This window comes from Falsiroseomonas sp. (genome assembly GCF_051859025.1).
Taxonomy (GTDB): domain Bacteria; phylum Pseudomonadota; class Alphaproteobacteria; order Acetobacterales; family Acetobacteraceae; genus Falsiroseomonas.
Window position 1 is genome coordinate 1 of the sequence record NZ_JBHYGL010000015.1, and the last position, 21,057, is coordinate 21,057.

A 21,057-nucleotide genomic window follows, 5' to 3' on the forward strand; every position below is an offset into this window, starting at 1 on the left:
CCGCGCCCGCGCGGGCGGGGAGCTGACGGATACGGAAGCGCGCCGCCGCGTGAAGCGCCTGATGGAGGAGATGGACCTCCAGCCGCGGCCCAGCGGCCGCATCCTGCGCACCCGCCGCTGGTACCGCGCGATCGACGCCTGATCACCCTGTTACACGACGGAGAATGACCATGCCGCGCCTGCTGCTGCTGCTCGCCTTCCTCGCCTTCGCGCTTCCAGCCCACGCCCAGACCGGTGGCCAGGCCGCTTCCCCCGCGCCGCGCACGGGCACGATCGCGCTGCCGCAGGTGCAACTGCCGACGGTGCCGGACCTCACCGCCGGCCATGCCGCGGCGCTGGGCGCCGGGCTCTTCGCCGGGGCGCTGGCGGGCTCCGCGCTGATCCAGGGCGGCTTCATCGGCGCCGCCATCGGCGCCATCGCCGGCGTCACCGTCGGCAACTGGGCGTGGAAGGAGCACGCGGCAGAAGACTGAGCCGCCGGATTGAAGCGACGGCGCCCCGCGAGGGGCGCTTCGACATGGCCCGGCAGGATGCCGGGCCTTCCCGCCCGAGACGCCGAGGAGGAGCCCGGCCTTGGACATCCTGCTGCCGCACAGCCTGGCGGCGCTACCGGCCTGGGCCGGCATCATCGTCACCATCGGCGTGCCGGTGGTGCTCGCGCTCGTCTTCGGGCGCGCCATGTATGCGCTGTTCACGCCGCATGAATTCGCCACCAACGCCACCGTCGGTGCGGTGAAGTACGGCTTCGTGGTGGAGATCTACGCGGTGGTCGCGGCGCTCGCCCTCGTCGGCGCCTGGGACACCTACCAGACATCGCGCGACACGCTGCAGAAGGAAGCGAGCGGGCTCTACATGCTCGCCTTGTCGGTGGACACCTTCAGCGGGCCGGATTTCGCGGAGGCGCGGAAGGAGATGCGCGCCGCGATCCGCGGCTATGCCGCCGCCGTCGTCTCCGACGACTGGCCCGCCATGCAGGCCGGCACGCCCAACCCCGCCTCCGACGCCGCCTTCCAGCGCCTGACGCGCGCCTTCCTCGATGTCGATGGCGCGTCGTCCGGCCAGCAGGCCCTGCAGCAGAAGATCGGCGACTGGGTCGGCAGCGTGGCGGAAGCGCGCATCGGCCGGCTTTCCGTCACCAGCCGGTCGCTGGCCGGGCTGATCTGGCTGCTCGTCATCACCGTCTCCGTCGCCGTCATCGCCTTCCAGTGGTTCTTCAACGGCGGCAGCGCGACGATGCACTACGCCATGGGCAGCGTCATCGCGCTGATCGTCGGCGCCGTCCTGCTCGTCGCCCTCAAGCTCGCCTTCCCCTATGTCGGCGATCCCGCGCTGCTGACGCCGCGGCCCTTCCTGGCACTGATGGAGGTGTCGTGATGTCGGGCCTAATGCGCGGCCCTTGGCGCGTATCTCCATCGCTGGAAACCCAGCAGCAGCAGCGCGAAGACCCAGAAGTTCAGCCGGGCGGCGAGCCAGGCGGCCAGATGCGCGGCGTAGTGCAGCAGCAGCGCGACGCAGGCCGCCAGCAGCAGGAAGGCCACCAGCGCGCGCAGCCTTGCCAGGCCGCGCCACAGCCGCAGCGCCACGCCCACGCCCGCCAGCAGACCGGCCAGCGTCAGCAGCCCCGCGAAGCCGGCCGGGCCATCGAGGCTCCGCGCGGCCAGCAGGGCAGCGCGCAGCGTCTCCCTCGCCGGAACCAGGCTGCCCGCCAGGAAGCCGCCCAGGCCCTGGCCCCAGCGGCCCTTGTCGTCGAAGACCTGCGCCAGGCGGAAGGCCTCCCCATGCGGCAGGGCCAGCAGCAGCGACAGGCCGAGGGCGAGGCCGGTGCCGAGTGCGGCGACATGCAGCAGCGGCACCGCTTCGGCATCCTGGGGGGCGGCCAGGCTGAAGGCGCCGCTGGCACCGCGCAGCAGCAGCAGCGCGACCAGCAGCGCCACCAGCGCCTCCATCACGCCCCAGGCCAGGGCCGCCATGCCGCTGTAGTCCATGGTGCACCTCCGCTGCCGCGCCCCATCATGCGGCCGCACCGCTTTCCCAGCCGTTACGGCGGGCTGCTGATCCTGCTGCTGGCCTGCGCCGCCCTGCCCGCCCTGGCCGCGCGGGCGGAGACGCTGGCCCTGGCCACGCCCGATGGCACCTGCACCCTTCACGCGGCGCCGGATGGCACGGCCCGGCAGGTGGCGGCGGATCTGGCGGAGGAGGCGACGGCGATCCGCGACATGGCCGCCCGCCTGCTGGCCGATGCCGCCGCCATGCGCCTGGCGCCGGCGCGCGAACGCGTGCCCCATTTCGGCGACTGGGCCTATGGCTGGGTGCAGAGCTACGTCACCTCCTACCGCGTGCTGGTGCGCGGCGCGGTGGGGCTGGCGGACGCCATGGCCGGCCGCGGCGAAGTGCCCGACCCCGCCCGCATCGCGGAGGAGATGGCCGCCCCGATCCGCGAGGAATTCCGCATCCGCGTCCTGGCCCCGGCGCTGGAGGATGGCGGCTTCGGCGCCGACCTCGCCCATATCGGCACCGCGGTGGATGCCGAATGGGCGCGGGCGCTGGGCGCGGCGACACGGAAGCTGCGGGCCCTGCCGCCCGGCAGCGGGCAGCCCGTGGCGGTGCTGGACCTGGCCGCCGCCGCGCTTCCCCTGGCGCCTGCCCTTCTGGCATCGGTGCCCGCCGACCCGATGGCGGTGATCGCGGAGGACGGCGCCGATTCCGGCGTGGTCTTCATGCGATCGCTCCGCCCCATGGCCGCGCGGCTGGGCGCCGTGGCGGTGCGGGTGAGCGAGGCGGGATCGCTGGTCGCGACCGGCGGCGCCTTCGGCTACGTGCTGGCGGGCCTGCCCGGCACGGTGCTGGGGCTGGCGAGCGGCATCGGCGCCTCCTGGGGCATCGACTGGCTGTTCAACAAGCTGGATGCCACGCTGAACCGATCGGCCTTCGAGGCGCAGGCCCTGGAAGCCATCGGCAATGCCGAACGCCGCCTGGCCACGGAAGCAGCCAACGCCACCGCCACGGCGCTGCAGGCACGGCTGGACGCGCTGCCACGCGGGACGCCCTGCCGATGATGCCGCTGCCCACGCCCGCGTACGGCGAGGAACCTGCCACGCCGCCGGAGGCCCCGCGCCTGGCCCGGTCGCCTCGCCAGGGCCGGCTGGCGCTGGCGCTGTCCGCCGGCGCCTTCCTGATGGCCGCGGCGGCGCTGGCGACCGCGCTGGACCGGTCCCTGCCCCCCGTCGTCTCCCCCGCCGCCGCCGTGATGCCCACGCCGCTGCCGGCCGATGCGCCCCTGCCGCTGATCGGGATCGAGCTGCTGCTGCCGCATCTGCCGCGCACCGCACCCTTCCCACGTGCCTTCGCCCTCGCCTTGGCCTTCGCTGCCGGCGATGCGGAAGCGGCCGCGCTGCTGGCGCCGCTCCATGCCGTGGCGCCGCATGGCGCACCCTCCGCCCGTCAATTGGCCGACAGCTTCGGGGAAGCCGCGGAAGCGGCGCTGCTGGCGGAGATGGGCCTGGCGCCCGATGCCGGCTGGCTGGCCCGCCGCGCCGCCGCCACCATGCGGCTCGGCGCCAGCCTGGGCAGCAACGGCACGCCAGCGCTGGCCGCCGTGCAGGCGACCGCCGCCGCGCTCGCGACCGGTGACCTGGCGGCGGCGGAGGCCGCGCTGGAAGGCCTTCCCCCCGCGCCCACCACCGCGCTGCGCCCGTGGCGAGAGGGGCTGCAGCGCCGCCTGGCTGCCGATGCCGCGGCACGCCAGCTTGCCGCCCTCGCGCTGCATCGGGTGGCGGCCCGATGAGCCTGCGGCCCTTCAACTGGCGCGGCGTGGTGGCGCGGGCGCTGTTCAGCCTGTTCATCGTCTTCGCGATCTACAACCCGTCCGGCACCTCCTACCTCCATTGGGTGCTGGGCGGCTTCGAGTGGTTCTGGGCCAAGCTCGCCACCGGCGCGGTGCTGGTGACCATCCTGCTGCTGCTGTGGCGGACGACGATGGGTGTGCTCGGCCGCGCCGGCATCGCGCTGGTCCTCATCTTTTCCATCGGCACCAGCGTGACGCTGGCGCAACTGACCGGCCAGCCGCTGCTGGATGGCGCGACCCTGCTGATCTGGGCGCTGGTCAGCATCGCGGCCGTCTTCACCGCCGGCCTGTCCTACTCCCACCTCGATCATCGCCTGACCGGCATCACCCATACGGAGGAGGTCAAAAAATGACCACTGCAACCCCTGCCCCATCCAAGGCGGATGCCTTCGTCCTCAGCTGCATCGACCCGCGGCTGGTGGATGACGTCACCCAGCTGCTGGCCACGATGGGCCGCACCAACCGCTACAGCGAGATGCGGATCGCCGGCGCCGCGCTGGCGGCGGTGGACGAAGCCAGGCCGGGCTGGAACACCGCGGTGTGGGACAACCTCGCGGCGTCGCGGCAGTTGCATGGCGTGCGCCGCGTCATCATCGTCAACCACCGCGACTGCGGGGCGATGAACCTCTGGGCCGGGCGGAACCTGGCGCAGGACCCGGCGGATGAGGAACGCCAGCACCAGGCGGTGATGGAACGCGCGGCGGCGGAGGTGCTGCGCCGCCATCCCGACATGGCGGTGGAACTGCACCTCATGGCGCTGGATGGCAGCACCCAGCGCCTGCCCTGCGCCGCCTGCGCGGCCGCGCCGCAACGGCTGGATGCCCTGCGGCCGGGCCTGCGCGCGGAAGCCGTCGCTCCGCCCCCCTCGCCCCCCGCCGGCGCACCCGCCTTCGCGGAACTGGTGCGGTTGCGCCTCTCCGGCGGCCTCGCGGATGCGGAGGCGGAGCGCACGCTGCTGACCGAAGGCGTCACCCGCTACGGGCTGACGGCGGCGGAGGCCCGCGCCACGCTGGCGGGGGAAGCCACGCGCCATGGCGCCACGCCCAGCACCGCCGCGCGGCAGGTCCTGGTCTTCCTGCGGGCACAGGCGGATCTTCGGGGGCGTGTTTCCCGCCGCGATGCCGGGCACGCCGCCGCGCTGTATCACGGCCTGGCCGGCAACCAGGGCCGCCGCGCCGATGCGGACCGCGCCGTGGCGAAGCTGATGGAGGCCGAGGGCCTGGCCCCGCGCCCCGATGGCCTGCTGCGCACCACCACCTGGTACCGCCGCCTGGCGGAGGCGTAGCGCTACCCCGCCCCTGCCGCGCGCGCCGCCTGGGAGATGCGCGCGGCCATCGCCTGCAGGGGGCGGTTGTCGGCCAGGCTGAACATGAAGGCGTTCTCGGCGAAGGCGTCGCGCAGGTAGTGGCCGGTCGGCGACGGCGCGCCCGCATAGGTCAGCCGCAGGAACTGCACGAGCAGCAGCGACCGCACCAGGTGCACGCCGACCAGGCTGCGCAGCAGGATGGTTGTCTCCATCTCCCGCTCCAGATGCGACAGCAGGTTCACGGCGGTGAACCAGGGGCCGTGGCGCAGGATGCGCAGGCGGTCCGCATGCAGCACCAGGTGGCCGCCCATGCCGTGCAGCGATGCCAGCACGGGATCCGGCTTCCAGCCTATTCCGCGCGCACGCGCCTGTGCCATTGCCCTGCCTCCCTTGCCCGCACAGGTAGCACCGCGGCGCATCAACGCCGGGTTAAACGCAGCCGGCGCATCCTGCGGCATGGACCTGACGATCCTGCTGCACGGGCTGCCGAGCCCCGCCATCTACGCCGTCTTCATGGCTGCCGCCGCCGCGATGGCGGCGCTAGGCTGCGCCGCGCTGGCGCCCCTGGCGCGCATCCCGCAGACCAAGGAACACATCGACATCGCCATGCGCACCACCGGCGCGGTGATGGCGGCGCTGACCCTCATCCTCGCCTTCTGCGCCGTGCAGGCGCGCAGCCAGGCCAGCGATGCGCAGCGCCTCGTCTCCACGGAGGTCGCGGCGATCACGACCTTGGCCCGCATCGCGGATCGGGGCGGGCCGGCCGGCCATGCGCTGCGCCAGGATCTGGCGGCCTACGCGCGCAGCATCGCCGATGACGAATTCCCGGGGATGGCGACGCAGGGCCGCCACCCCGCCACCCAGGCCCTGCTGGAACGGCTGGAAGCCGGCTTCTACCAGCTGGCCGCCACGGCGCCGGAGGTGATGGCCACCGACATGCTGCAGGAATTCGACGACATGGACGGCGCGCGGGAGAAGCGGCTGGATGGCGCGCGCATCGGCCTGCCGCAGGAATTCTGGATGCTGATCCTGGTGCTGTCCGGTCTGCTGGCGCTGACCGGCGCGCTGTATCCGCCGCGCCTGCACACGGTGGCGATGCTGGCGGTGCAGGCCGCCGGCGTCGGCGCGCTGATCGCCTTCGTCTTCGTGATGGACCAGCCCTTCCGCAGCAGCATCGGCATCTCCGCCAGCCCCTACCAGGCGCTGTCGCACAATCTGGCGCATCGCAGCGCTGCCATCCCCGGCAGCGCGCGCTACGCCAGGCCTTAGCATCACGGCGCCAGCGGCATCTCCAGCCGGCATCCCCCCTCGCCGGTGCGCAGCGCGATCGCGATGGGCTGCGCTTCCGCCCCGGTCGCGCGGCGCGGATCGGTGCCGGTGCCCGGGTTGATCGGATAGGCCGGGAAGCAGGCGCCGGCGATCGACAGGCGCAGGCTCTCCCCGGGCTGGAGGGTGATGCAGAGCGGCCGCATCGCCAGCCGCAGGCCGGGCGTCGCGCCCACCTCGATCCGCGCATGGGCCTGGGACAGCGCCATCACGCGGCCCTCCCGCGTCACGAGGGAAAGGGTCGCGTTCAGGTCGAAGGATGCCGCATCAGTCTCCGCCACCAGCACCACGACGGGATCGCCGGCATAGGTCACGGGTGCCGCGACGGGCGCGCTGGTGAAGCAGGCGATGTCGAAGCGGGCATCGATCTCCGCACGGTCCCGCCAACCCTGCCCCGAACCATGCGCCAGGCCGAAGGCGGGCACCGGCCGCCAGGGGTCATGGACGAAACGCTCCCACCCCCGCATGGCGGGCGGATCGGCGTGCAGCGCGCCATCATCGCTGCGCGCCGCGGCCAGGCCGGAGCCCGCGCAATGCAGCGTCTGGCGCGGGCCATCGGGCCAGGCGTCGAACAGCCGCCAGCCCCGCGTGCCGAGGTCGAACAGCCGCACCGGCGCTTCCCGCATCCAAGGCGGGGCGTCATGGCCCTTCAGCACATGGTCGAAGAAATCCGCCTGCATGGCGTCGATGGCGCTCAGCGCCGCAGGACCGAAATCGGCACCGCCCCCCTGCGGCGCCCAGGCCAGATGCGTCCAGGGCCCGATGACCAGATGCCCGCCGAGGTGCCGGAACCCCGCCACCGTGCCCGCCAGATGATAGTCGAACCAGCCGCCGGTGAAGAAGGCCGGCACCGCGGGCCTGGCCGCCCCGATCAGCGCGGCCGATGACGCCTGGCGCATGTAGGGATGGTCCGGCGCCGCTTCCCGCCACAGCGCGTAGTGGCTGTAGCCGGCGTGCCGGCGCAGCACGCTGGGGTCCGCGGGCACCGGGCCATCGAAGCGCATGCCGCCATTCGCCGCCGCCGCGAGTTCAGCGAAGGCCTCGGCATCCCCTGCCCGCTTCGCCATCAGCGCCGCCATCTGCGCGGCCCAATAGGCGCTGCCGCCCAGCGTGAAGGCACCATTCGGCGCGATGCGCTCCGCGTGGAAATCCCACAGCGCCATGGCGGGCGCGATGGCCTTCAGCGCCGGCGGCGACTGCGACAGCGCCAGCGTCTGCGCCGCCCCCTGGTAGGAGAAGCCGTACATCCCGACCTCGCCCGTCGAGCCCGGCAGCCCCGCCGCCCAGGCGATGCTGTCGGCCCCGTCCTCGGCCTCCGCCGAATAGGGCAGGAAGCGCCCCTCCGACGTGCCGGCGCCGCGCACATCCTGGATCACGACCATGTAGCCCCGCGCCGCATACCAGGCGGGATGCGCGTAGACGACGGTGGAGGCGATGGCGCGCCCATAGGGCTGCCGCATCAGCAGCACGGGATGCGGCCCGGGCGCCGAGGGCCGCCACACCGCCGCGTCCAGCCGCGCGCCATCCCGCATGCGGGTGGAGAGCGTCTCGTCAGGCCTCATGCGGCGGTTGCTCCGCGCCCTGCAAGGCGGTGCTGTCGGCCATGGCGCGGTTCCTCGCGAATACCCGTGCCGTGCAAGCATGAAGCATGCCAGGGCCCCGGCTTGGCGCCGCCGCGCCGGGTGCCCATGATGCGGGCGACACGCGGAGGAAACGGGGCATCGTGGCCGAGAACGACATCATCGCGCGCCTCGGGCGCCTCGATTCCTGCGCGCTGTCCGACGCCATGGACAAGCTCGGCCTGCCGCCCGCCCTCTCCTTCATGCCGCCGCGCACGATCCGGGGCCGCATCGCCGGCCGCGTGATGACGGTGCGCCTGGCCGAAGGCCCGCCGCCGCCCGGCACCACGCCCCGCCACCTCTGCTCCGCCGCGATCGAGGCCGCGCAGCCCGGCGACATCCTGCTGATCCAGCACATCCCCGGCCTGGATGCCGGGGGCTGGGGCGGCATCCTCTCACGCGCCGCGAAGGCGCGCGGCCTTGCGGGCGTGATCACCGATGGCGCCGCGCGCGACATCGACGAGGCGAAGGAGATCGCCTTCCCCGTCTTCGCCGCCGCCACCACGGCCCGCACCGCCCGCGGCCGGCTGCATGAGGCCGAGACCGGCGGCCCCGTCACCCTCGGCGGCGTCGCCGCGCAACCCGGCGACTATGCGCTGGCCGATGGCAGCGGCGTGGTGCTGGTCGCCGCCCGCGACATCATGCGCGTACTGGACGCGGCCGAGATGATCGCGGCGCGGGAGGCCGCCATGGCCCGTGACGTGGAGGCGGGAAAACCCGTCAGCCAGGTCATGGGTGCGGATTACGAACACATGCTGCAACGCTGAGGCACCACCATGGCCCGCCTGCCCTACCGCACCCGCGCCGACCTGCCGGAGCAGGACCAGGACCTGCTGAAGCGCGACATCGCGCTGAACCGCCTGCTGGCGCACAGCCCCGGCCTGGCCCGCGCCTTCACCGGCCTCGCCATGCATATCCGCCACGCCAGCCGCCTCGATGCCCGGCTGCGCGAATTGGCGATCCTGCAGATCGGATGGCTGGCCCGCAGCCCCTATGAATGGTCGCACCACGTTCGCATCAGCCAGGATTTCGGCTGCACCGAGGCCGATATCCGCGCCATCGCGACGGAAACCGATGGCGGCGAATCGGCGCTGGAGCCCGTCGCGAAGCTGGTGCTGCAAGGCGCGCGGGAGATGTGGCACGGCCCCGCCATGTCCACCGCCACCTTCGACGCGCTGCGCCCGCATTTCGATGCGGAGGCGCTGGTGGAACTGACCCTCATCATCGCGACCTATTGCGGGCTGGTGCGGTTCCTCGGGACCATGGAGATCGATGTGGAGCCGGACTACATGCCCTATCTCCTCGCCCATCCGCTGCCAGCATGAATCAGGCGCAGGCGCCGGGTTTCTTCCACCGCCGCGTCGGCGACATCCTCGTCACCGCGCTGCATGACGGCCACCAGGATTCGCCCGTCTCCTCCATGGACGGCATCGCGGCGGAGGAGGCGACGGCCCTGCTGGCCGCCACCTTCCGACCCGCGCGCCGCACGGCGGTGAACGCCTTCCTGATCCGCCACGGAGACCGCATCGCGCTGGTCGATGCGGGGCTGGGTCAGGGCGTGAAGCCGACCGTGGGCTTCGTCGCGAAGCATCTGACCGCTGCGGGCGTGGATGCCAGCGCGGTGGATACGCTGCTGATGACGCATCTCCATCGCGACCATTGGGGCGGCATCGCCGACAGCGCCGGCAACCCCGCCTTCCCGAACGCCATGCTGCATGTCCATGCCGATGAGATCGCGCATTGGGACAGCGACGAGGCGATGATGCGCCTGCCCGACGCCGCGCAGCGCCAGGCAATGTTCATCGAGACCCGCAACCGCCTGCGCCCCTACCGCGACCGCATGCAGGTGTTCCGCGGTGGCGAAATCTTCCCCGGCGTCACCGCCATCCCGCTGCCTGGTCATACGCCAGGGCACACCGGCTTCATGCTGTCGTCCCGGGGCAAGTCACTGCTGATCTGGGGCGACATCGTGCATGTGCCGGAAGTACAGATCGCCCGGCCGGAGGTAACGATGAAGGTCGATACCGACCCCGCCCTCGCCATCGCCACGCGCCGCCGCATCCTGGACCAGGTGGTGACGGATCGCCTCGCCATCGCGGGCATGCACCTGCACTTCCCGGCCTTCGCGCATGTCGCGCGAGACGGTTCCGGCTATCGCCTGGTGCCGGATGCCTGGACGCTCGACCTCGACGGAGACACGCCATGATGCGCTGGATCGACCTGGACGGCGCCGCCCTGCGCTATCACGACACGGGCGGCGACGGCCCCGTGCTGCTGCTGCTGCATGAAATGGGCGGCAGCCTGGAAAGCTGGGACTTCATGCTGCCGCTGCTGGCGAAACGCTGCCGCGTGCTGCGCTACGACCAGCGCGGGGCCGGCCTGTCGGAAAAGCCGCGCACGCCGCTGACGATGCCCGCCCAGGGCAATGACGCCGTGGCGCTGATGGATGCGCTTGGCATCACGCAGCCCGTTGTCGTGGTGGGCATGGCCGTCGGTGGCGCGCTGGCCCTCCACCTGGCGGCCGCGCATCCCGGCCGCGTGCGTGGTGCCGTCGTCTCCTCACCGGCGACGGGTGTGAACGAGGCCGGGCGCGTCGCGCTGCTGGCTCGCGCGCAGGAGATGGAGACGAAGGGCGCCCGCGCCGTCGTCGATACCGGGTTGATGACAAGCTATCCGCCCGCCATGCGGAGCGATGCCGACCGCTTTGCACATTGCCGCGCTTCGCGCCTCGGCGTCGATCCCGCCGGCCAGGCGGCGACGGCGCGGATGCTGGCGGATCTCGACATGCGCGCCGACCTCGCCAGCATCGCCTGCCCCGTGCTGGTGCTGGCCGCGAAGCACGATCTGACGCGCCCGCCGGAGCGGGTGAAGCCCGTGGCCGACGCCATCGCCAGCGCCGAGTTCCGGGAGGTGGAGAGCGGCCACTTCATGGCCATCCAGACCCCGGAACTCATGTCCGACGCCGTGCTCGGCTTCCTCGACAGCCTTTAGGAGCGGACGAGCCGCCCCGGCCGCGCCCCCGTCTCCGCGCCGCGCTCCATGATGGGCACGCCGGAGACGAGGGTCATGTCGTAGCCATCCACGCGCTGCACCAGGCGGCGGCCGCCGGCGGGCAGGTCGTAGATCATCTCGGGGTGGTGCAGTCGCAGCGCGTCCAGGTCGATGATGTTGATGTCGGCCTTGAGGCCGGGCTTCAGCCGGCCCCGGTCATGGAAGCCGAAGAAATCAGCCGTACCGCTGGTCTGCCGCTGCACCACGAATTCCAGGGACAGGCGTTCGCCGCGGCTGCGGTCGCGCGTCCAATGCGTCAGGCCGAAGGTGGGCATGGATGCATCGCAGATCACGCCGCAATGCGCGCCGCCATCCGAAAGACCCACCACCGTATGCGGGTCCTGCAGCAGGTCGTGCAGCCGGTTGAAGTCGCCGCCGACATAGTTGACGACGGGGAAATACAGCATCCGCCCGCCATCGCCGCCCGTCAGGTAGTCGTAGCAGAAGGCCGCCGGCTCCTGCCCCGCCGCGGCCGCCATCGCCGCCATGCTGCGCTCCGGCGGCGGCTCGTAATCCGGCGGGTCGCCGAGGGCGAACATCTGGTCCCAGCGTGTCGCGATCTGGCGGGACAGCGGCGGCACCACATGCAGCAGGCGGGGGGATGCTTCCTCCGCCAGGATCTTCGCCCGCACCGCGGGGTCCCGCAGCCTTGCCAATTGCTCCGCCGGCGACAGGTTGGCGAGCTCGGCGAAGCTTTCACGCAGCGCAAAGGGGTTCAGCGACGTCGTCAGCCCGAGGATCAGCCCGACCGGCCGCGACGCCACCTGCGCCGCGAGCGGCAGCCCGTCGGCCCGCGCCGCGCGGACATGGCCAAGCAGGCGCTGCAAACGCCCGGGGTCCGCGTTGCGATCCGTCAGCAGGAACCACACCGGCCGCTGCGTACTGGCCGCGACCTGGCGCAGCCAGGCGAATTCCGCGGCCTCATCCTCGAAGTCGCTCAGCATGCCGAAGGTGCCGCGGCCCGAACGGCCGATCGCCTGGCCGATGGCGAGGAGTTCGCGGTGTTCCGCATAGCGCGCGGGCACCAGGTCACCGGTCGGCGTCTTGTGCTGGTCGGTGCGGCTGGTGGTGAAGCCGAAGGCGCCGGCGCGCAGCGCCTCCTCCGTCAGCTTCGCCATCTGCGCGATGTCGTCATCCGTCGCGGCCTGGCGGTTCAGCCCGCGCTCGCCCATGACATAGACGCGCAGCGGGTGGTGCGCGACCTGCGCGGCCACGTCGATGGTGCGCGGCATGGCATCCAGCGCGTCGAGGTATTCGGGAAAGCTCTCCCAGTTCCACTGCAGACCCTCGGCGAGGGTGATGCCGGGAATGTCCTCCACGCCTTCCATCAAATCGATCAGCGCCTGGTGATCGCGCTTGCGGACGGGAGCGAAGCCGACGCCGCAATTCCCGAACAGGATCGTCGTAGCGCCATGCCAGACGGAAGGTGCCAGCACCGGGTCCCAGGTCGCCTGCCCGTCGTAATGCGTATGCACATCCACCCAGCCCGGGGCGACGATGCGGCCTTCCGCCTGCACGTCGCGCTTTGCGGGCCCGGCCTTGCCGCCGACCTGCGTGATGCGGTCGCCATCGATCGCCACGTCGCCGGTGAAGCGGGGCGCCCCCGTGCCGTCCACGATGGTGCCGCCGCGGATGACCAGGTCGTGCATGAAGGCTCCTTGCCAAGGATCGAGGTTGTCCGGACAATGGCGCCGGCCACGCGGAATGGCAACGGCGGATCGGGACCGGTCCGGCCGAGTTGACCAGGCGTCGGGGCGGGACGGGGGAAAGACCAATGGCGATCGAACGGCGCGACATCCTGCTCGGCACCATGGCCATGACGGCCGGTGCACCCCTGGCCGCGCCCGCGCTGGCCCAACGCGGCCAAGGGGGCGCAGGCAGAACCCTGCTGCTGGCCGCGCCCGGCGCGCCGGAGGGCTTCGATGGCGATGCGCTGCGCCCCGGCACGCAGGAAACCGTGGTGCAGGTCTATGAGGGCCTGACCCGCTACGGCCGCGTGGAACGCGACGGCCGCCCCTACCTCAACCCCGATGTCATCGAGGGTCATCTGGCGGAAAGCTGGACGACCTCCCCGGATGGCAAGACCTGGGTCTTCAAGCTGCGCCAGGGCGTGCGCAGCTTCTTCGGGAATGAGATGACGGCCGCCGACGTCGAATGGGGCTGGGCGAAATCCTTCGCGCAGCGCCGCACCGGCGCCTTCATTGCCAATGTCTCCAACGTCACCGCCGTGAAGGCGATCTCGAAATACGAGGTGGAGTTCACCCTCTCCGCCCCCAGCATGATCCTGCTGAGCGCGCTGACCCTCTACCTCCCTGCCGTCTACGACAGCACGGAAGTGAAGAAGCACGCGACGCCGGAAGACCCCTGGGCGCTGAAGTGGATGGAGACCAACACCGCGGGCTTCGGGGCCTACCACCTGGAATCCGTGCGCTCCGGCGAACAGGCGGTCTTCGTCGCCAACCCCAACTATTTCCGCGAACAGCCCTTCTTCACGCGCGTGGTCTATCGCGCCGTTCCCTCCGCCGCATCGCGCATCACGCTGCTGCGCAGCGGCCAGGTGCAGTGGATCCATCGCCCGCTGCTGCAGCAGGTGGCGGAGCTGCGCAGCGACCGGCGCGTGAGGACGCAGGACAGTTTCGGCCGCACAATCTCCTCCGTGCGCATGAATCTCCGCTTCCCGCCCTTCGACAACAAGCTGGTTCGCCAGGCCTTCAACTTTGCCGTGGACAAGCCCGCGCTGATCCAGGGCGTGTTCTTCGGCTTCGCGGAGCAGGCACGCTCCATCGTGCCGCCCATCGTCGCGGGCTACGACCCCAGCTTCTTCAACTACGACTACAATCCCGCCAGGGCCCGCGCGCTGCTGGCGCAGGCGAACTTCAACTTCGACCAGAATGTCGAAATCCTCTACTCCCAGATCTTCAACTGGGAGGAGCCGATGTCCATCCAGGTGGCCGCGCAGTTGCAGGCCGTGGGCGTCAAGGCGCGCGCAGTACGGATCAGCGACAGCGACATGCGGGCACGCGGCGCGCCCAATCGCCAGGACATGCCGATGTTCTCCTTCGAGGACGGGCCCATCGTCCTCGATCCCGTCTATGCGACCTTCCTGCTGGCGCATTCCCAGGGCGTATCCAACCGCGCCCGCTTCGCCGACCCGCGCATGGACGCGCTGATCGACGAGGCGCGGCAGACGCTCGACGTGCCGCGCCGCAACGAGTTGATGCGCGACGCGCAGAAGCTCTGGATGGATGAGGCCCCCTGGATCGTCACGGTCTATCCGACAGTGTGGGAAGCGATGGCCGGCAACATCACGGGCTGGTGCCCGTATCCGGATGAGCATGAGCGCTGGTACGATCTGAGGGTGGCGTAGCAGGCCCATGCCGATCGGGCGGATGCTGGCGCGGCGCCTGGTGCTGGTGGTGCCGCTGCTCTTCGTGATCCTGCTGGGCACCTTCATGCTGGTGCGCCTCAGCGGGCAGGACCCGGTGGGCCTGCTGGCCGGCCCTACCGCGACCGCGGCGGAGATCGAGCTGGTGCGCGCCTCGCTCGCGCTTGACCAGCCGATCTGGGTGCAGTTCGGCGTCTATCTCGGCAAGGTGGTGCAGGGGGACCTCGGCGCCTCCTGGCTCAGCAACCGCCCCGTGCTGGCGGAGATCCTGGACCGTGCGCCGGCGACGCTGGAACTGATGCTCTGGGGCGTGTTCATCGGCGCGGGCATCGGCATCCCCGTTGGGCTGCGAGCGGCCTTCCGCCCGGATCGCACCTTCGACCAGGCAAGCCGCTTCTTCTCCCTGCTCGGCTTTTCCGTGCCGACCTATTGGCTCGGCCTCATCATGCTGTTCGTGTTCTTCTACCTGCTGGAATGGGCGCCGCCGGGCATGGGGCGCATCAGCCTGTTCCTCGACCCGCCACCGCGAATCACCGGCAGCTACCTGATCGACGGGCTGATCGCCGCGGATTGGGAACTGGCGGCCTCCGCGGCCTCGCAACTCATCCTGCCTGTCATCTGCGTCGCCATCATCGCGGCCGCGCCGATCATCAAGCAGACCCGCGCCATCGCGCTGGAAGTGCTGGCCAGCGACTACATCCGCTATGCCCGCGCGCAGGGCCTGCCGAAGCGGGAGATCCGCGCCATGGCGCTGCGCAACAGCGCGACGCCCATCGTCACCTTCATCGGCACGGAGATCACGGGCCTGGTGGGCACCACCTCCCTCATCGAATACGTCTTCGCATGGGGCGGCCTTGGGCAATACGGCCTTACCGCCATCATCGCGGGCGATTTCGCGGCGGTGCAGGGATACGTGCTGATGCTCGCGCTCTTCTCCGTGCTGGTCTTCCTCATCGTGGACATCTACGTGACACTCACAGAACCCCGCGCGGCATGAGCGCCACGATCGCCTCGCCCCGCTGGGTCCGCCGGATCGGCGGCATATCGCGCCGCAGCCCGACCCTGGCGGCAGGGGTCTTCATCATCCTGGGCTTCGCGGCGATGGCGCTGCTGGCGCCCTGGATCGCGCCCTTCGATCCCGAACTCGCCCAGTCCCGCAACGTGCTGGCCGCACCCGGCGGCGCGCACCTCATGGGCACGGATGGCAACGGGATGGACGTTTTCTCCCGCGTCATCGCCGGGGCACGCTGGGCCTTCGGCATCGCCATCCCCGCGGTGCTGGTGGGGCTGCTCGCCGGCGTACCGCTCGGCCTCTACACGGGCTATCGGGGCGGCTGGTTCGATGAGATCGCCATGCGCTTCTTCGATGCGCTGCGGGTCTTTCCCTCCATCATCCTGGCGCTGGCCGTCGTCGCCGCGGCGGGGCCCTCGCTGCTGAATGTCGTGCTGGTGATCGGCTTCCTCGACAGCCCCGTCTTCGCCCGGGTGGTGCGGGCGGAGGTTCTGGCCCTGCGGCATTCCACCTTCGTCGAAAGCGCGGTTTCCGCCGGCAATCCAACCTGGCGCATCCTGTTCGTCCATATCCTGCCGAATGCGTTGCAGGGCGCCATGGCGCAGACGGCGGTACGCGCAGCCTGGGCGGTTCGCATCAGCGCGACGCTTGCCTTCCTCGGCGTCGGCATCCAGCCGCCAACGCCGGAATGGGGCGCCATGATCCGCCAGGGCGCGGAGTATCTTGTCACCGGCCAGTGGTGGGTCGGCGTCTTCCCCGGCATCGCGCTGATCCTGATGGTGCTCGGCCTCAACATGCTCGGCGATGGGTTGCAGGACCTGCTGGACCCTCGCCGGAAGGCGGCGACGCGATGACGTTGTTGCGCGTCGAGGACCTCCACACCCACTTCATCTCCCGCAACCTCGACAATGAGATACAGGTCGCGAAGGCGCTGAACGGCGTCTCCTTCTCCCTCGATGCCGGCCGCATCCTGGGCCTCGTGGGGGAAACCGGCGCCGGCAAGTCGCTGACCGCCACTTCCATCATGGGCCTGCTCCGCCCGCCCGCGCGCATCATGGGCGGCCGCGCGCTGTTCCAGGGGCAGGATTTGCTGGCGATGCCCGATGATGACCTCAACGCGCTGCGCGGCCGCGACATCGCGCTGGTGGTGCAGAGCCCGAAATCCTCGCTCGACCCCCTCAGCCGCATCGGCGACCAACTCATCCGCATCCGCCGCGCCCATCGCGGCGGCAGCGTGGCGGAGGCGCGGGAGAAGGCGATCGCCATGCTCGGCAGCCTCGGCATTCCCGATCCCGCGCGGCGGATGCGCGCCTGGCCGCATGAGCTTTCCGGCGGCATGGCACAGCGTGTGCTCATAGCCCTCGCGCTGATGAACGAACCGCGGCTGCTGATTGCGGATGAACCGACGACCGGCCTCGATGTCACGGTGCAGGCGCAGATCCTGGACCTGCTGCGGGACCTGGTGCGGCGCACCGGCATCGGCGCCATGATCATCACCCATGACCTCGGCGTGGTGGCGCATTACTGCGACGAGATGGCGGTGATGTATGCCGGCGCCATCGTCGAAAGCGGGCCCGTGCGCCAGGTGTTCCGACGCCCGACGCATCCCTACACCGTGAACCTCATCGGCGCGACGCCGGAACGCCTGCGGCTTGGCGCCACGCGCACCGTCGGCGGCCCGCCGCCCAACCTCCGCGCCCTGCCGCCCGGCTGCCCCTACCAGGATCGCTGCCCGCAGGCGGGCGCGGATTGCACGACGGTGCCGCCCGATGTCGCCCTCGGCGATGGCCATGTCGCGCGCTGCCACCGGGTGGCGGCATGACAGCGCCCGTCCTGGAAGTCCAAGGGCTGGTCAAGCACTTCGACGTGTCACGCCAAGTGAAGGTGCATGCCGTCAACGGCGTCAGCTTCTCGATCCGGGAAGGGGAGACGCTGGGCGTCGTCGGCGAAAGCGGGTCCGGCAAGTCCACCATCGGCCGCAGCGTCATCCGGCTGCTGGCCCCGACCGGCGGCAGCATCCGCTTCCGCGGGCGGGACATCACGAACCTTCCCGAATCGGCCTGCCGCCCGCTGCGGGCGGAGATGCAGATGGTGTTCCAGGACCCCTGGTCCGCGCTCAACCCGCGCATCCGCATCGGCGACCTCATCGCCGAACCCTTGAAACTGCACACGAAGCTCTCCGCGGCAGAGCGGCGCGACAAGGCGGAGGCGTTGGCCATCCGTGTGCGCCTCACGCCCGAACTCCTCACGCGCTATCCCGCTGAACTCAGCGGCGGCCAGTTGCAGCGCGTCTGCATCGCGCGTGCCATCGCGACCAGCCCCAAGCTGATCGTGCTGGATGAGCCCACCTCCTCGCTCGACCTCTCCGTCCGCGCCGGCATCCTGGACCTTCTGGCGGAGCTGAAGGCGGAGACGGGGGCGGCGATGATGTTCATCAGCCATGACCTCGGCACGGTGAAGCTCATCAGCGATCGTATCCTGGTCCTCTACCTCGGCAGCGTCGTGGAATATGCGCCGACGGCGCAGGTCTTCGCCGACGCCGCGCATCCCTATTCCCAGGCGCTGATGTCGGCCCACCTGCCCGCGGACCCGGATGCGGTGCTGCGGCGCCATGTGCTGCAGGGGGAGATCCCTTCCCCCATCAACCTGCCGCCCGGCTGCCATTTCGCCAGTCGCTGCCCCGTGGCGGTGCCGCGCTGCCGCGTCGAAACGCCGCGGCTCGACCCCGTCGCTGGCGACGCCACGCACCAGGCCGCCTGCCTCCGCATTGCGGAGGGCGCCAACCGGATTCCCGCGCTGGAGGATGCCCATGGATGAGGCGACGCTGCGGCGCGAATTGCTGGCCGCCTATCACATCCTCGACGTGCACGGGCAGAATGCCGGCATCGCGGGGCACCTGACCGCACGGCTGCCCGGCGACGACAACTTCTGGTGCCATGGCTATGGCCAGGGGTTCGAGGAAGTGCGCGCCGAGGATCTCCGCCACGCCGACATGGAATTGCGCGTGCTGAACGGGGGGAAGATCAATCCATCCCTCGTCATCCATACCGGCCTCTATCACGCCCGCCCCGATATTGGCTGCGTCATCCACACGCATAGCCTGAACGCGGTGATGCTGACGGCCACAGGCACGCCGCTGCTGCCGCTGTTCCAGTCCGCGCTGATGTTTCACGACGACTGCACCCTGCACGCGGAGTACGGCGGCATCGTCGATACGGTGGAGACCGGCGTCGAACTCGCCGCCGCCCTTGGCCCGCGCCGCGCCTTGCTGCTGGCCAATCACGGCACGCTGGTGGTCGGCCGCAGCATCCGGGAAGCGGTGCACTGCACCATCATGCTGGACGATGCCTGCCGCATCCAGTTGGGCGCCATGGCCGCCGCCGCGGGCAGGCCACTATCCCCCGTCGATGACGCCACGGCGCAGGAGGCGAAGCGCTTCCTGCTGTCGGACAAGGTGCTCGGCCTGCGCTGGGAACACTACCTCCGTCGCGCCATCGCCGCCCGGCCCTGGCTGGCGGCGGAACTCGCCAGCATCGCCTGACTACAACTCGACGCCGATCGTCGCGCCCAGCCGCGCGGCGATGTCCTTCTTGTCGAGGTCCGGCCCGCGCGCCTCATTCCCCTCGATATGCTGAAGGTCCCGCGCCGTATCCCGGCGGATCGCGATGATGAGGCTGGTGGCGTCCACCAGCGCCAGCGGGAATTCGTGCCAGGTGCCGAGGTGCAGCATCAGCCCCGCGCTGCCATCGAAGATCAGCGCGCGCGCTTCCTCCAGCATCGGCAATTCGCCATCGCCGGGCGGCGCCAGCACCATCAGGAACGGCCGGCCGCCGAGGGGGAAGAAGCTCTGCGTATGGAGGAAATGGCGTTCCATCCACACCACGCGCAGTGGCCGTCGCTCCAGCGTCGCGACGGTGAATTCCAGCGTATCGTCGGCCACGAAGCGGCCCGGCTTCCGCAGCGCGACGCGGTCGCCATAGAAGGGGCTGCGGATCACCGGCGCGGGCGCGGTCGGGCCCATCAGCGTGCCGAAGGGCGCGACATTCTCCGCCGTCGCCGCTTCCGCCCGCAGCGTGATGGATCGCACCGCCGGCCTAGCCCGCGGGGGACAGCACGTGGATGACGCGGCCTTCGATCATCGGCCGCACCTTCGCGCCATAGGCCGCCATGTGGGGTGCGGCGGCGTGGGCGGCCAAATGCGCCGGGCTTTCCCACTTCTCCACCACCACGAAGCTGTCGGGGCCGAGCTTCGTCTGGATGGCGCCCACGCCCTCCGCATCGATGGCAGGGCCGTATTCGATGCAGCCATCTTCGGCATGCACGGCGGGCATGTTGGCGCGGAAGGCTTCCAGCACGGCATCCCGCATCCCGGGCTTGGTCGTGATGATGGCGAGGACGTGGATCATGCGGCGCTTTCCTTCCCGGATATCCGCGAAGGCTACGCTGGCCGCAGGCGCTTCGCCAGCGGGGCCAGCACCCGCTCCACCACCGGGATCAACAGGAACCCCGCGGCCAGCCCGACCACGCCGGCGAAGGCAGCCCCCGCCAGCCAGCCCAGCGCGCCGCCGATGCCAGGCATCGTCCCCGCGGCGGCGGCCAGGTCGTGCGACCAATGCGCCGGCCCGGCCAGGCCGAATTCCTCCAGCCCATGGATCAGGATGCCGCCGCCGACCCAGACCATCGCCGCCGTGCCGACGATGCTCAGCAGCGTGAGGAAGGGCGGCATGCCCTTCACCAGGCTGCGCCCGAGCGCCCGCGCCAGGGGTCGCAGCGCCGCCGGCAGCCGCAGCGCCACCCCTTCTTCCCTCGCCAGGGCCACGCCGGCATCATCCGCCTTCACGATCAGCGCGACGGTGCCATAGACCACGATGGTGATGCCGATGCCGACCACCGCGAGGATCGCCGCCTGCGCGACGAAGCCGCTCTCGGGGATGGTGGACAGCGCGATGGCCATGATCTCCGCCGACAGGATGAAATCCGTCTTGATGGCGCCGGCCACCCGCGCCTCTTCCAACGCCAGCGGGTCCGCCGGCGCGGCGCCCACCGCCGCCTCATGCGCATGGGCGGCGTGCGGGCGGATGGCCTCCAGCACCTTCTCCGCCCCCTCATAGCAGAGGAAGGCGCCGCCCAGCATCAGCAGGGGCGTGATGGCCCAGGGCGCCAGCAGGCTGAGCGCGAGGGCCACCGGCAGCAGGATCAGCAGCTTGTTCTTCAGCGACCCCAGCGCGATGCGCTTGACGATCGGGATCTCGCGGCTCGCGGCGAAGCCCACGACGTAGCGGGGCGTCACCGCTGCATCGTCGATGACCACGCCGGCGGCCTTGGCCCCCGCCTTGCCGGCCTGGAAGGCGACATCGTCCAGGCTGGCCGCCGCCACCTTGGCCAGGGCCACCACATCATCCAGCAGCGCGATCAGGCCCGTGCTCACGGCGTCTCCGCGGGGTTGTTCGGCCCCGCGTGCCGTGCCGGGCGGCCTGCGTCAATGCAAAGCCGCGTTTGCGCGGCGGTGCGGCT

The 21,057-nt window shown here is 71.1% G+C and carries 24 protein-coding genes; 17 read left to right on the forward strand and 7 right to left on the reverse strand.

Going from position 1 to position 21,057, the window contains the following annotated elements; all coding sequences use genetic code 11:
• The first annotated feature begins 170 nt into the window (after window positions 1-170).
• Window positions 171-473 (forward strand): hypothetical protein, encoded by a 303-nt coding sequence (locus tag ACTIE5_RS15525; protein ID WP_439550605.1) that lies wholly within the window; start codon window positions 171-173, stop codon window positions 471-473.
• 100 nt (window positions 474-573) lie between these two features.
• Window positions 574-1,374: a DUF4239 domain-containing protein gene (locus ACTIE5_RS15530; protein WP_439550606.1), complete on the forward strand. Its 801-nt coding sequence runs from the start codon at window positions 574-576 to the stop codon at window positions 1,372-1,374.
• Window positions 1,375-1,382: 8 nt separating this feature from the next.
• Here the strand turns inward: ACTIE5_RS15530 and ACTIE5_RS15535 are convergent, their stop codons facing one another.
• Window positions 1,383-1,985 carry a hypothetical protein gene (locus tag ACTIE5_RS15535; protein WP_439550607.1) on the reverse strand — a complete coding sequence of 201 codons (603 nt, stop codon included), beginning with the start codon at window positions 1,983-1,985 and terminating at the stop codon, window positions 1,383-1,385.
• A gap of 27 nt (window positions 1,986-2,012) precedes the next feature.
• Here ACTIE5_RS15535 and ACTIE5_RS15540 point away from each other — a divergent pair, with 27 nt between their 5' ends.
• The 4 genes from ACTIE5_RS15540 to ACTIE5_RS15555 are packed head-to-tail and all read left to right on the forward strand — an operon-like array spanning window position 2,013 to window position 5,129.
• Window positions 2,013-3,056 (forward strand): hypothetical protein, encoded by a 1,044-nt coding sequence (locus ACTIE5_RS15540; protein WP_439550608.1) that lies wholly within the window; start codon window positions 2,013-2,015, stop codon window positions 3,054-3,056.
• Complete coding sequence (locus ACTIE5_RS15545; RefSeq protein WP_439550609.1) at window positions 3,053-3,784, forward strand: hypothetical protein; 732 nt, start codon at window positions 3,053-3,055, stop codon at window positions 3,782-3,784. The genes ACTIE5_RS15540 and ACTIE5_RS15545 overlap by 4 nt, the downstream gene beginning before the upstream one ends.
• Window positions 3,781-4,197, forward strand: coding sequence for a DUF6524 family protein (locus tag ACTIE5_RS15550; protein ID WP_439550610.1), 417 nt, complete (start codon window positions 3,781-3,783; stop codon window positions 4,195-4,197). Before ACTIE5_RS15545 ends, ACTIE5_RS15550 begins: the two co-directional genes overlap by 4 nt.
• Window positions 4,194-5,129, forward strand: a complete 936-nt coding sequence (locus ACTIE5_RS15555; RefSeq protein WP_439550611.1) for a hypothetical protein — start codon at window positions 4,194-4,196, stop codon at window positions 5,127-5,129. Before ACTIE5_RS15550 ends, ACTIE5_RS15555 begins: the two co-directional genes overlap by 4 nt.
• Before the next feature lie 2 nt (window positions 5,130-5,131).
• Here the strand turns inward: ACTIE5_RS15555 and ACTIE5_RS15560 are convergent, their stop codons facing one another.
• The gene (locus tag ACTIE5_RS15560) at window positions 5,132-5,527 is read right to left on the reverse strand and encodes a hypothetical protein (protein WP_439550612.1); all 396 of its coding nucleotides are present in this window, start codon (window positions 5,525-5,527) and stop codon (window positions 5,132-5,134) included.
• A 79-nt stretch (window positions 5,528-5,606) separates the two neighbouring features.
• Between ACTIE5_RS15560 and ACTIE5_RS15565 the strand changes: the two genes are divergently transcribed.
• Complete coding sequence (locus ACTIE5_RS15565; protein ID WP_439550613.1) at window positions 5,607-6,419, forward strand: hypothetical protein; 813 nt, start codon at window positions 5,607-5,609, stop codon at window positions 6,417-6,419.
• A 2-nt stretch (window positions 6,420-6,421) separates the two neighbouring features.
• On the opposite strand, the gene ACTIE5_RS15570 is transcribed toward ACTIE5_RS15565, so the two are convergent.
• Window positions 6,422-8,038, reverse strand: coding sequence for a CocE/NonD family hydrolase (locus ACTIE5_RS15570; protein ID WP_439550614.1), 1,617 nt, complete (start codon window positions 8,036-8,038; stop codon window positions 6,422-6,424).
• Window positions 8,039-8,199: 161 nt separating this feature from the next.
• Between ACTIE5_RS15570 and ACTIE5_RS15575 the strand changes: the two genes are divergently transcribed.
• The 4 genes from ACTIE5_RS15575 to ACTIE5_RS15590 are packed head-to-tail and all read left to right on the forward strand — an operon-like array spanning window position 8,200 to window position 11,086.
• Complete coding sequence (locus tag ACTIE5_RS15575; protein WP_439550615.1) at window positions 8,200-8,862, forward strand: RraA family protein; 663 nt, start codon at window positions 8,200-8,202, stop codon at window positions 8,860-8,862.
• A 9-nt stretch (window positions 8,863-8,871) separates the two neighbouring features.
• Entirely contained in the window at window positions 8,872-9,420 is a 549-nt protein-coding gene (locus tag ACTIE5_RS15580; protein ID WP_439550616.1) for a carboxymuconolactone decarboxylase family protein, read from the forward strand.
• Window positions 9,417-10,301 carry an MBL fold metallo-hydrolase gene (locus tag ACTIE5_RS15585; protein ID WP_439550617.1) on the forward strand — a complete coding sequence of 295 codons (885 nt, stop codon included), beginning with the start codon at window positions 9,417-9,419 and terminating at the stop codon, window positions 10,299-10,301. The genes ACTIE5_RS15580 and ACTIE5_RS15585 overlap by 4 nt, the downstream gene beginning before the upstream one ends.
• Window positions 10,298-11,086: an alpha/beta fold hydrolase gene (locus tag ACTIE5_RS15590; protein WP_439550618.1), complete on the forward strand. Its 789-nt coding sequence runs from the start codon at window positions 10,298-10,300 to the stop codon at window positions 11,084-11,086. Before ACTIE5_RS15585 ends, ACTIE5_RS15590 begins: the two co-directional genes overlap by 4 nt.
• Here ACTIE5_RS15590 and ACTIE5_RS15595 read toward each other — a convergent pair.
• On the reverse strand, window positions 11,083-12,795 hold the full coding sequence (locus ACTIE5_RS15595; RefSeq protein ID WP_439550619.1) for an N-acyl-D-amino-acid deacylase family protein: 1,713 nt from the start codon (window positions 12,793-12,795) through the stop codon (window positions 11,083-11,085). The two genes, ACTIE5_RS15590 and ACTIE5_RS15595, sit on opposite strands and share 4 nt — an antisense overlap.
• Window positions 12,796-12,920: 125 nt before the next feature.
• Here ACTIE5_RS15595 and ACTIE5_RS15600 point away from each other — a divergent pair, with 125 nt between their 5' ends.
• The 6 genes from ACTIE5_RS15600 to ACTIE5_RS15625 are packed head-to-tail and all read left to right on the forward strand — an operon-like array spanning window position 12,921 to window position 19,084.
• A complete protein-coding gene (locus ACTIE5_RS15600) occupies window positions 12,921-14,513 on the forward strand; it encodes an ABC transporter substrate-binding protein (RefSeq protein ID WP_439550620.1) in 1,593 nt (530 codons plus the stop codon).
• Between the two features lie 7 nt (window positions 14,514-14,520).
• Entirely contained in the window at window positions 14,521-15,528 is a 1,008-nt protein-coding gene (locus ACTIE5_RS15605; protein ID WP_439550621.1) for an ABC transporter permease, read from the forward strand.
• Window positions 15,525-16,397 carry an ABC transporter permease gene (locus ACTIE5_RS15610; protein ID WP_439550622.1) on the forward strand — a complete coding sequence of 291 codons (873 nt, stop codon included), beginning with the start codon at window positions 15,525-15,527 and terminating at the stop codon, window positions 16,395-16,397. The genes ACTIE5_RS15605 and ACTIE5_RS15610 overlap by 4 nt, the downstream gene beginning before the upstream one ends.
• A complete protein-coding gene (locus ACTIE5_RS15615; protein ID WP_439550623.1) occupies window positions 16,394-17,365 on the forward strand; it encodes an ABC transporter ATP-binding protein in 972 nt (323 codons plus the stop codon). The genes ACTIE5_RS15610 and ACTIE5_RS15615 overlap by 4 nt, the downstream gene beginning before the upstream one ends.
• Window positions 17,362-18,360: an ABC transporter ATP-binding protein gene (locus tag ACTIE5_RS15620; RefSeq protein WP_439550624.1), complete on the forward strand. Its 999-nt coding sequence runs from the start codon at window positions 17,362-17,364 to the stop codon at window positions 18,358-18,360. Before ACTIE5_RS15615 ends, ACTIE5_RS15620 begins: the two co-directional genes overlap by 4 nt.
• A complete protein-coding gene (locus tag ACTIE5_RS15625; protein ID WP_439550625.1) occupies window positions 18,353-19,084 on the forward strand; it encodes a class II aldolase/adducin family protein in 732 nt (243 codons plus the stop codon). Before ACTIE5_RS15620 ends, ACTIE5_RS15625 begins: the two co-directional genes overlap by 8 nt.
• Here the strand turns inward: ACTIE5_RS15625 and ACTIE5_RS15630 are convergent, their stop codons facing one another.
• From ACTIE5_RS15630 to ACTIE5_RS15640, 3 genes are read right to left on the reverse strand one after another with little or no spacing between them, the layout of a single operon-like run.
• Complete coding sequence (locus tag ACTIE5_RS15630; RefSeq protein ID WP_439550626.1) at window positions 19,085-19,630, reverse strand: ureidoglycolate lyase; 546 nt, start codon at window positions 19,628-19,630, stop codon at window positions 19,085-19,087.
• A gap of 7 nt (window positions 19,631-19,637) precedes the next feature.
• Window positions 19,638-19,949 (reverse strand): putative quinol monooxygenase, encoded by a 312-nt coding sequence (locus tag ACTIE5_RS15635; protein WP_092962669.1) that lies wholly within the window; start codon window positions 19,947-19,949, stop codon window positions 19,638-19,640.
• A 32-nt stretch (window positions 19,950-19,981) separates the two neighbouring features.
• Complete coding sequence (locus ACTIE5_RS15640) at window positions 19,982-20,971, reverse strand: DUF808 domain-containing protein (RefSeq protein ID WP_439550627.1); 990 nt, start codon at window positions 20,969-20,971, stop codon at window positions 19,982-19,984.
• Window positions 20,972-21,057 lie beyond the last annotated feature (86 nt).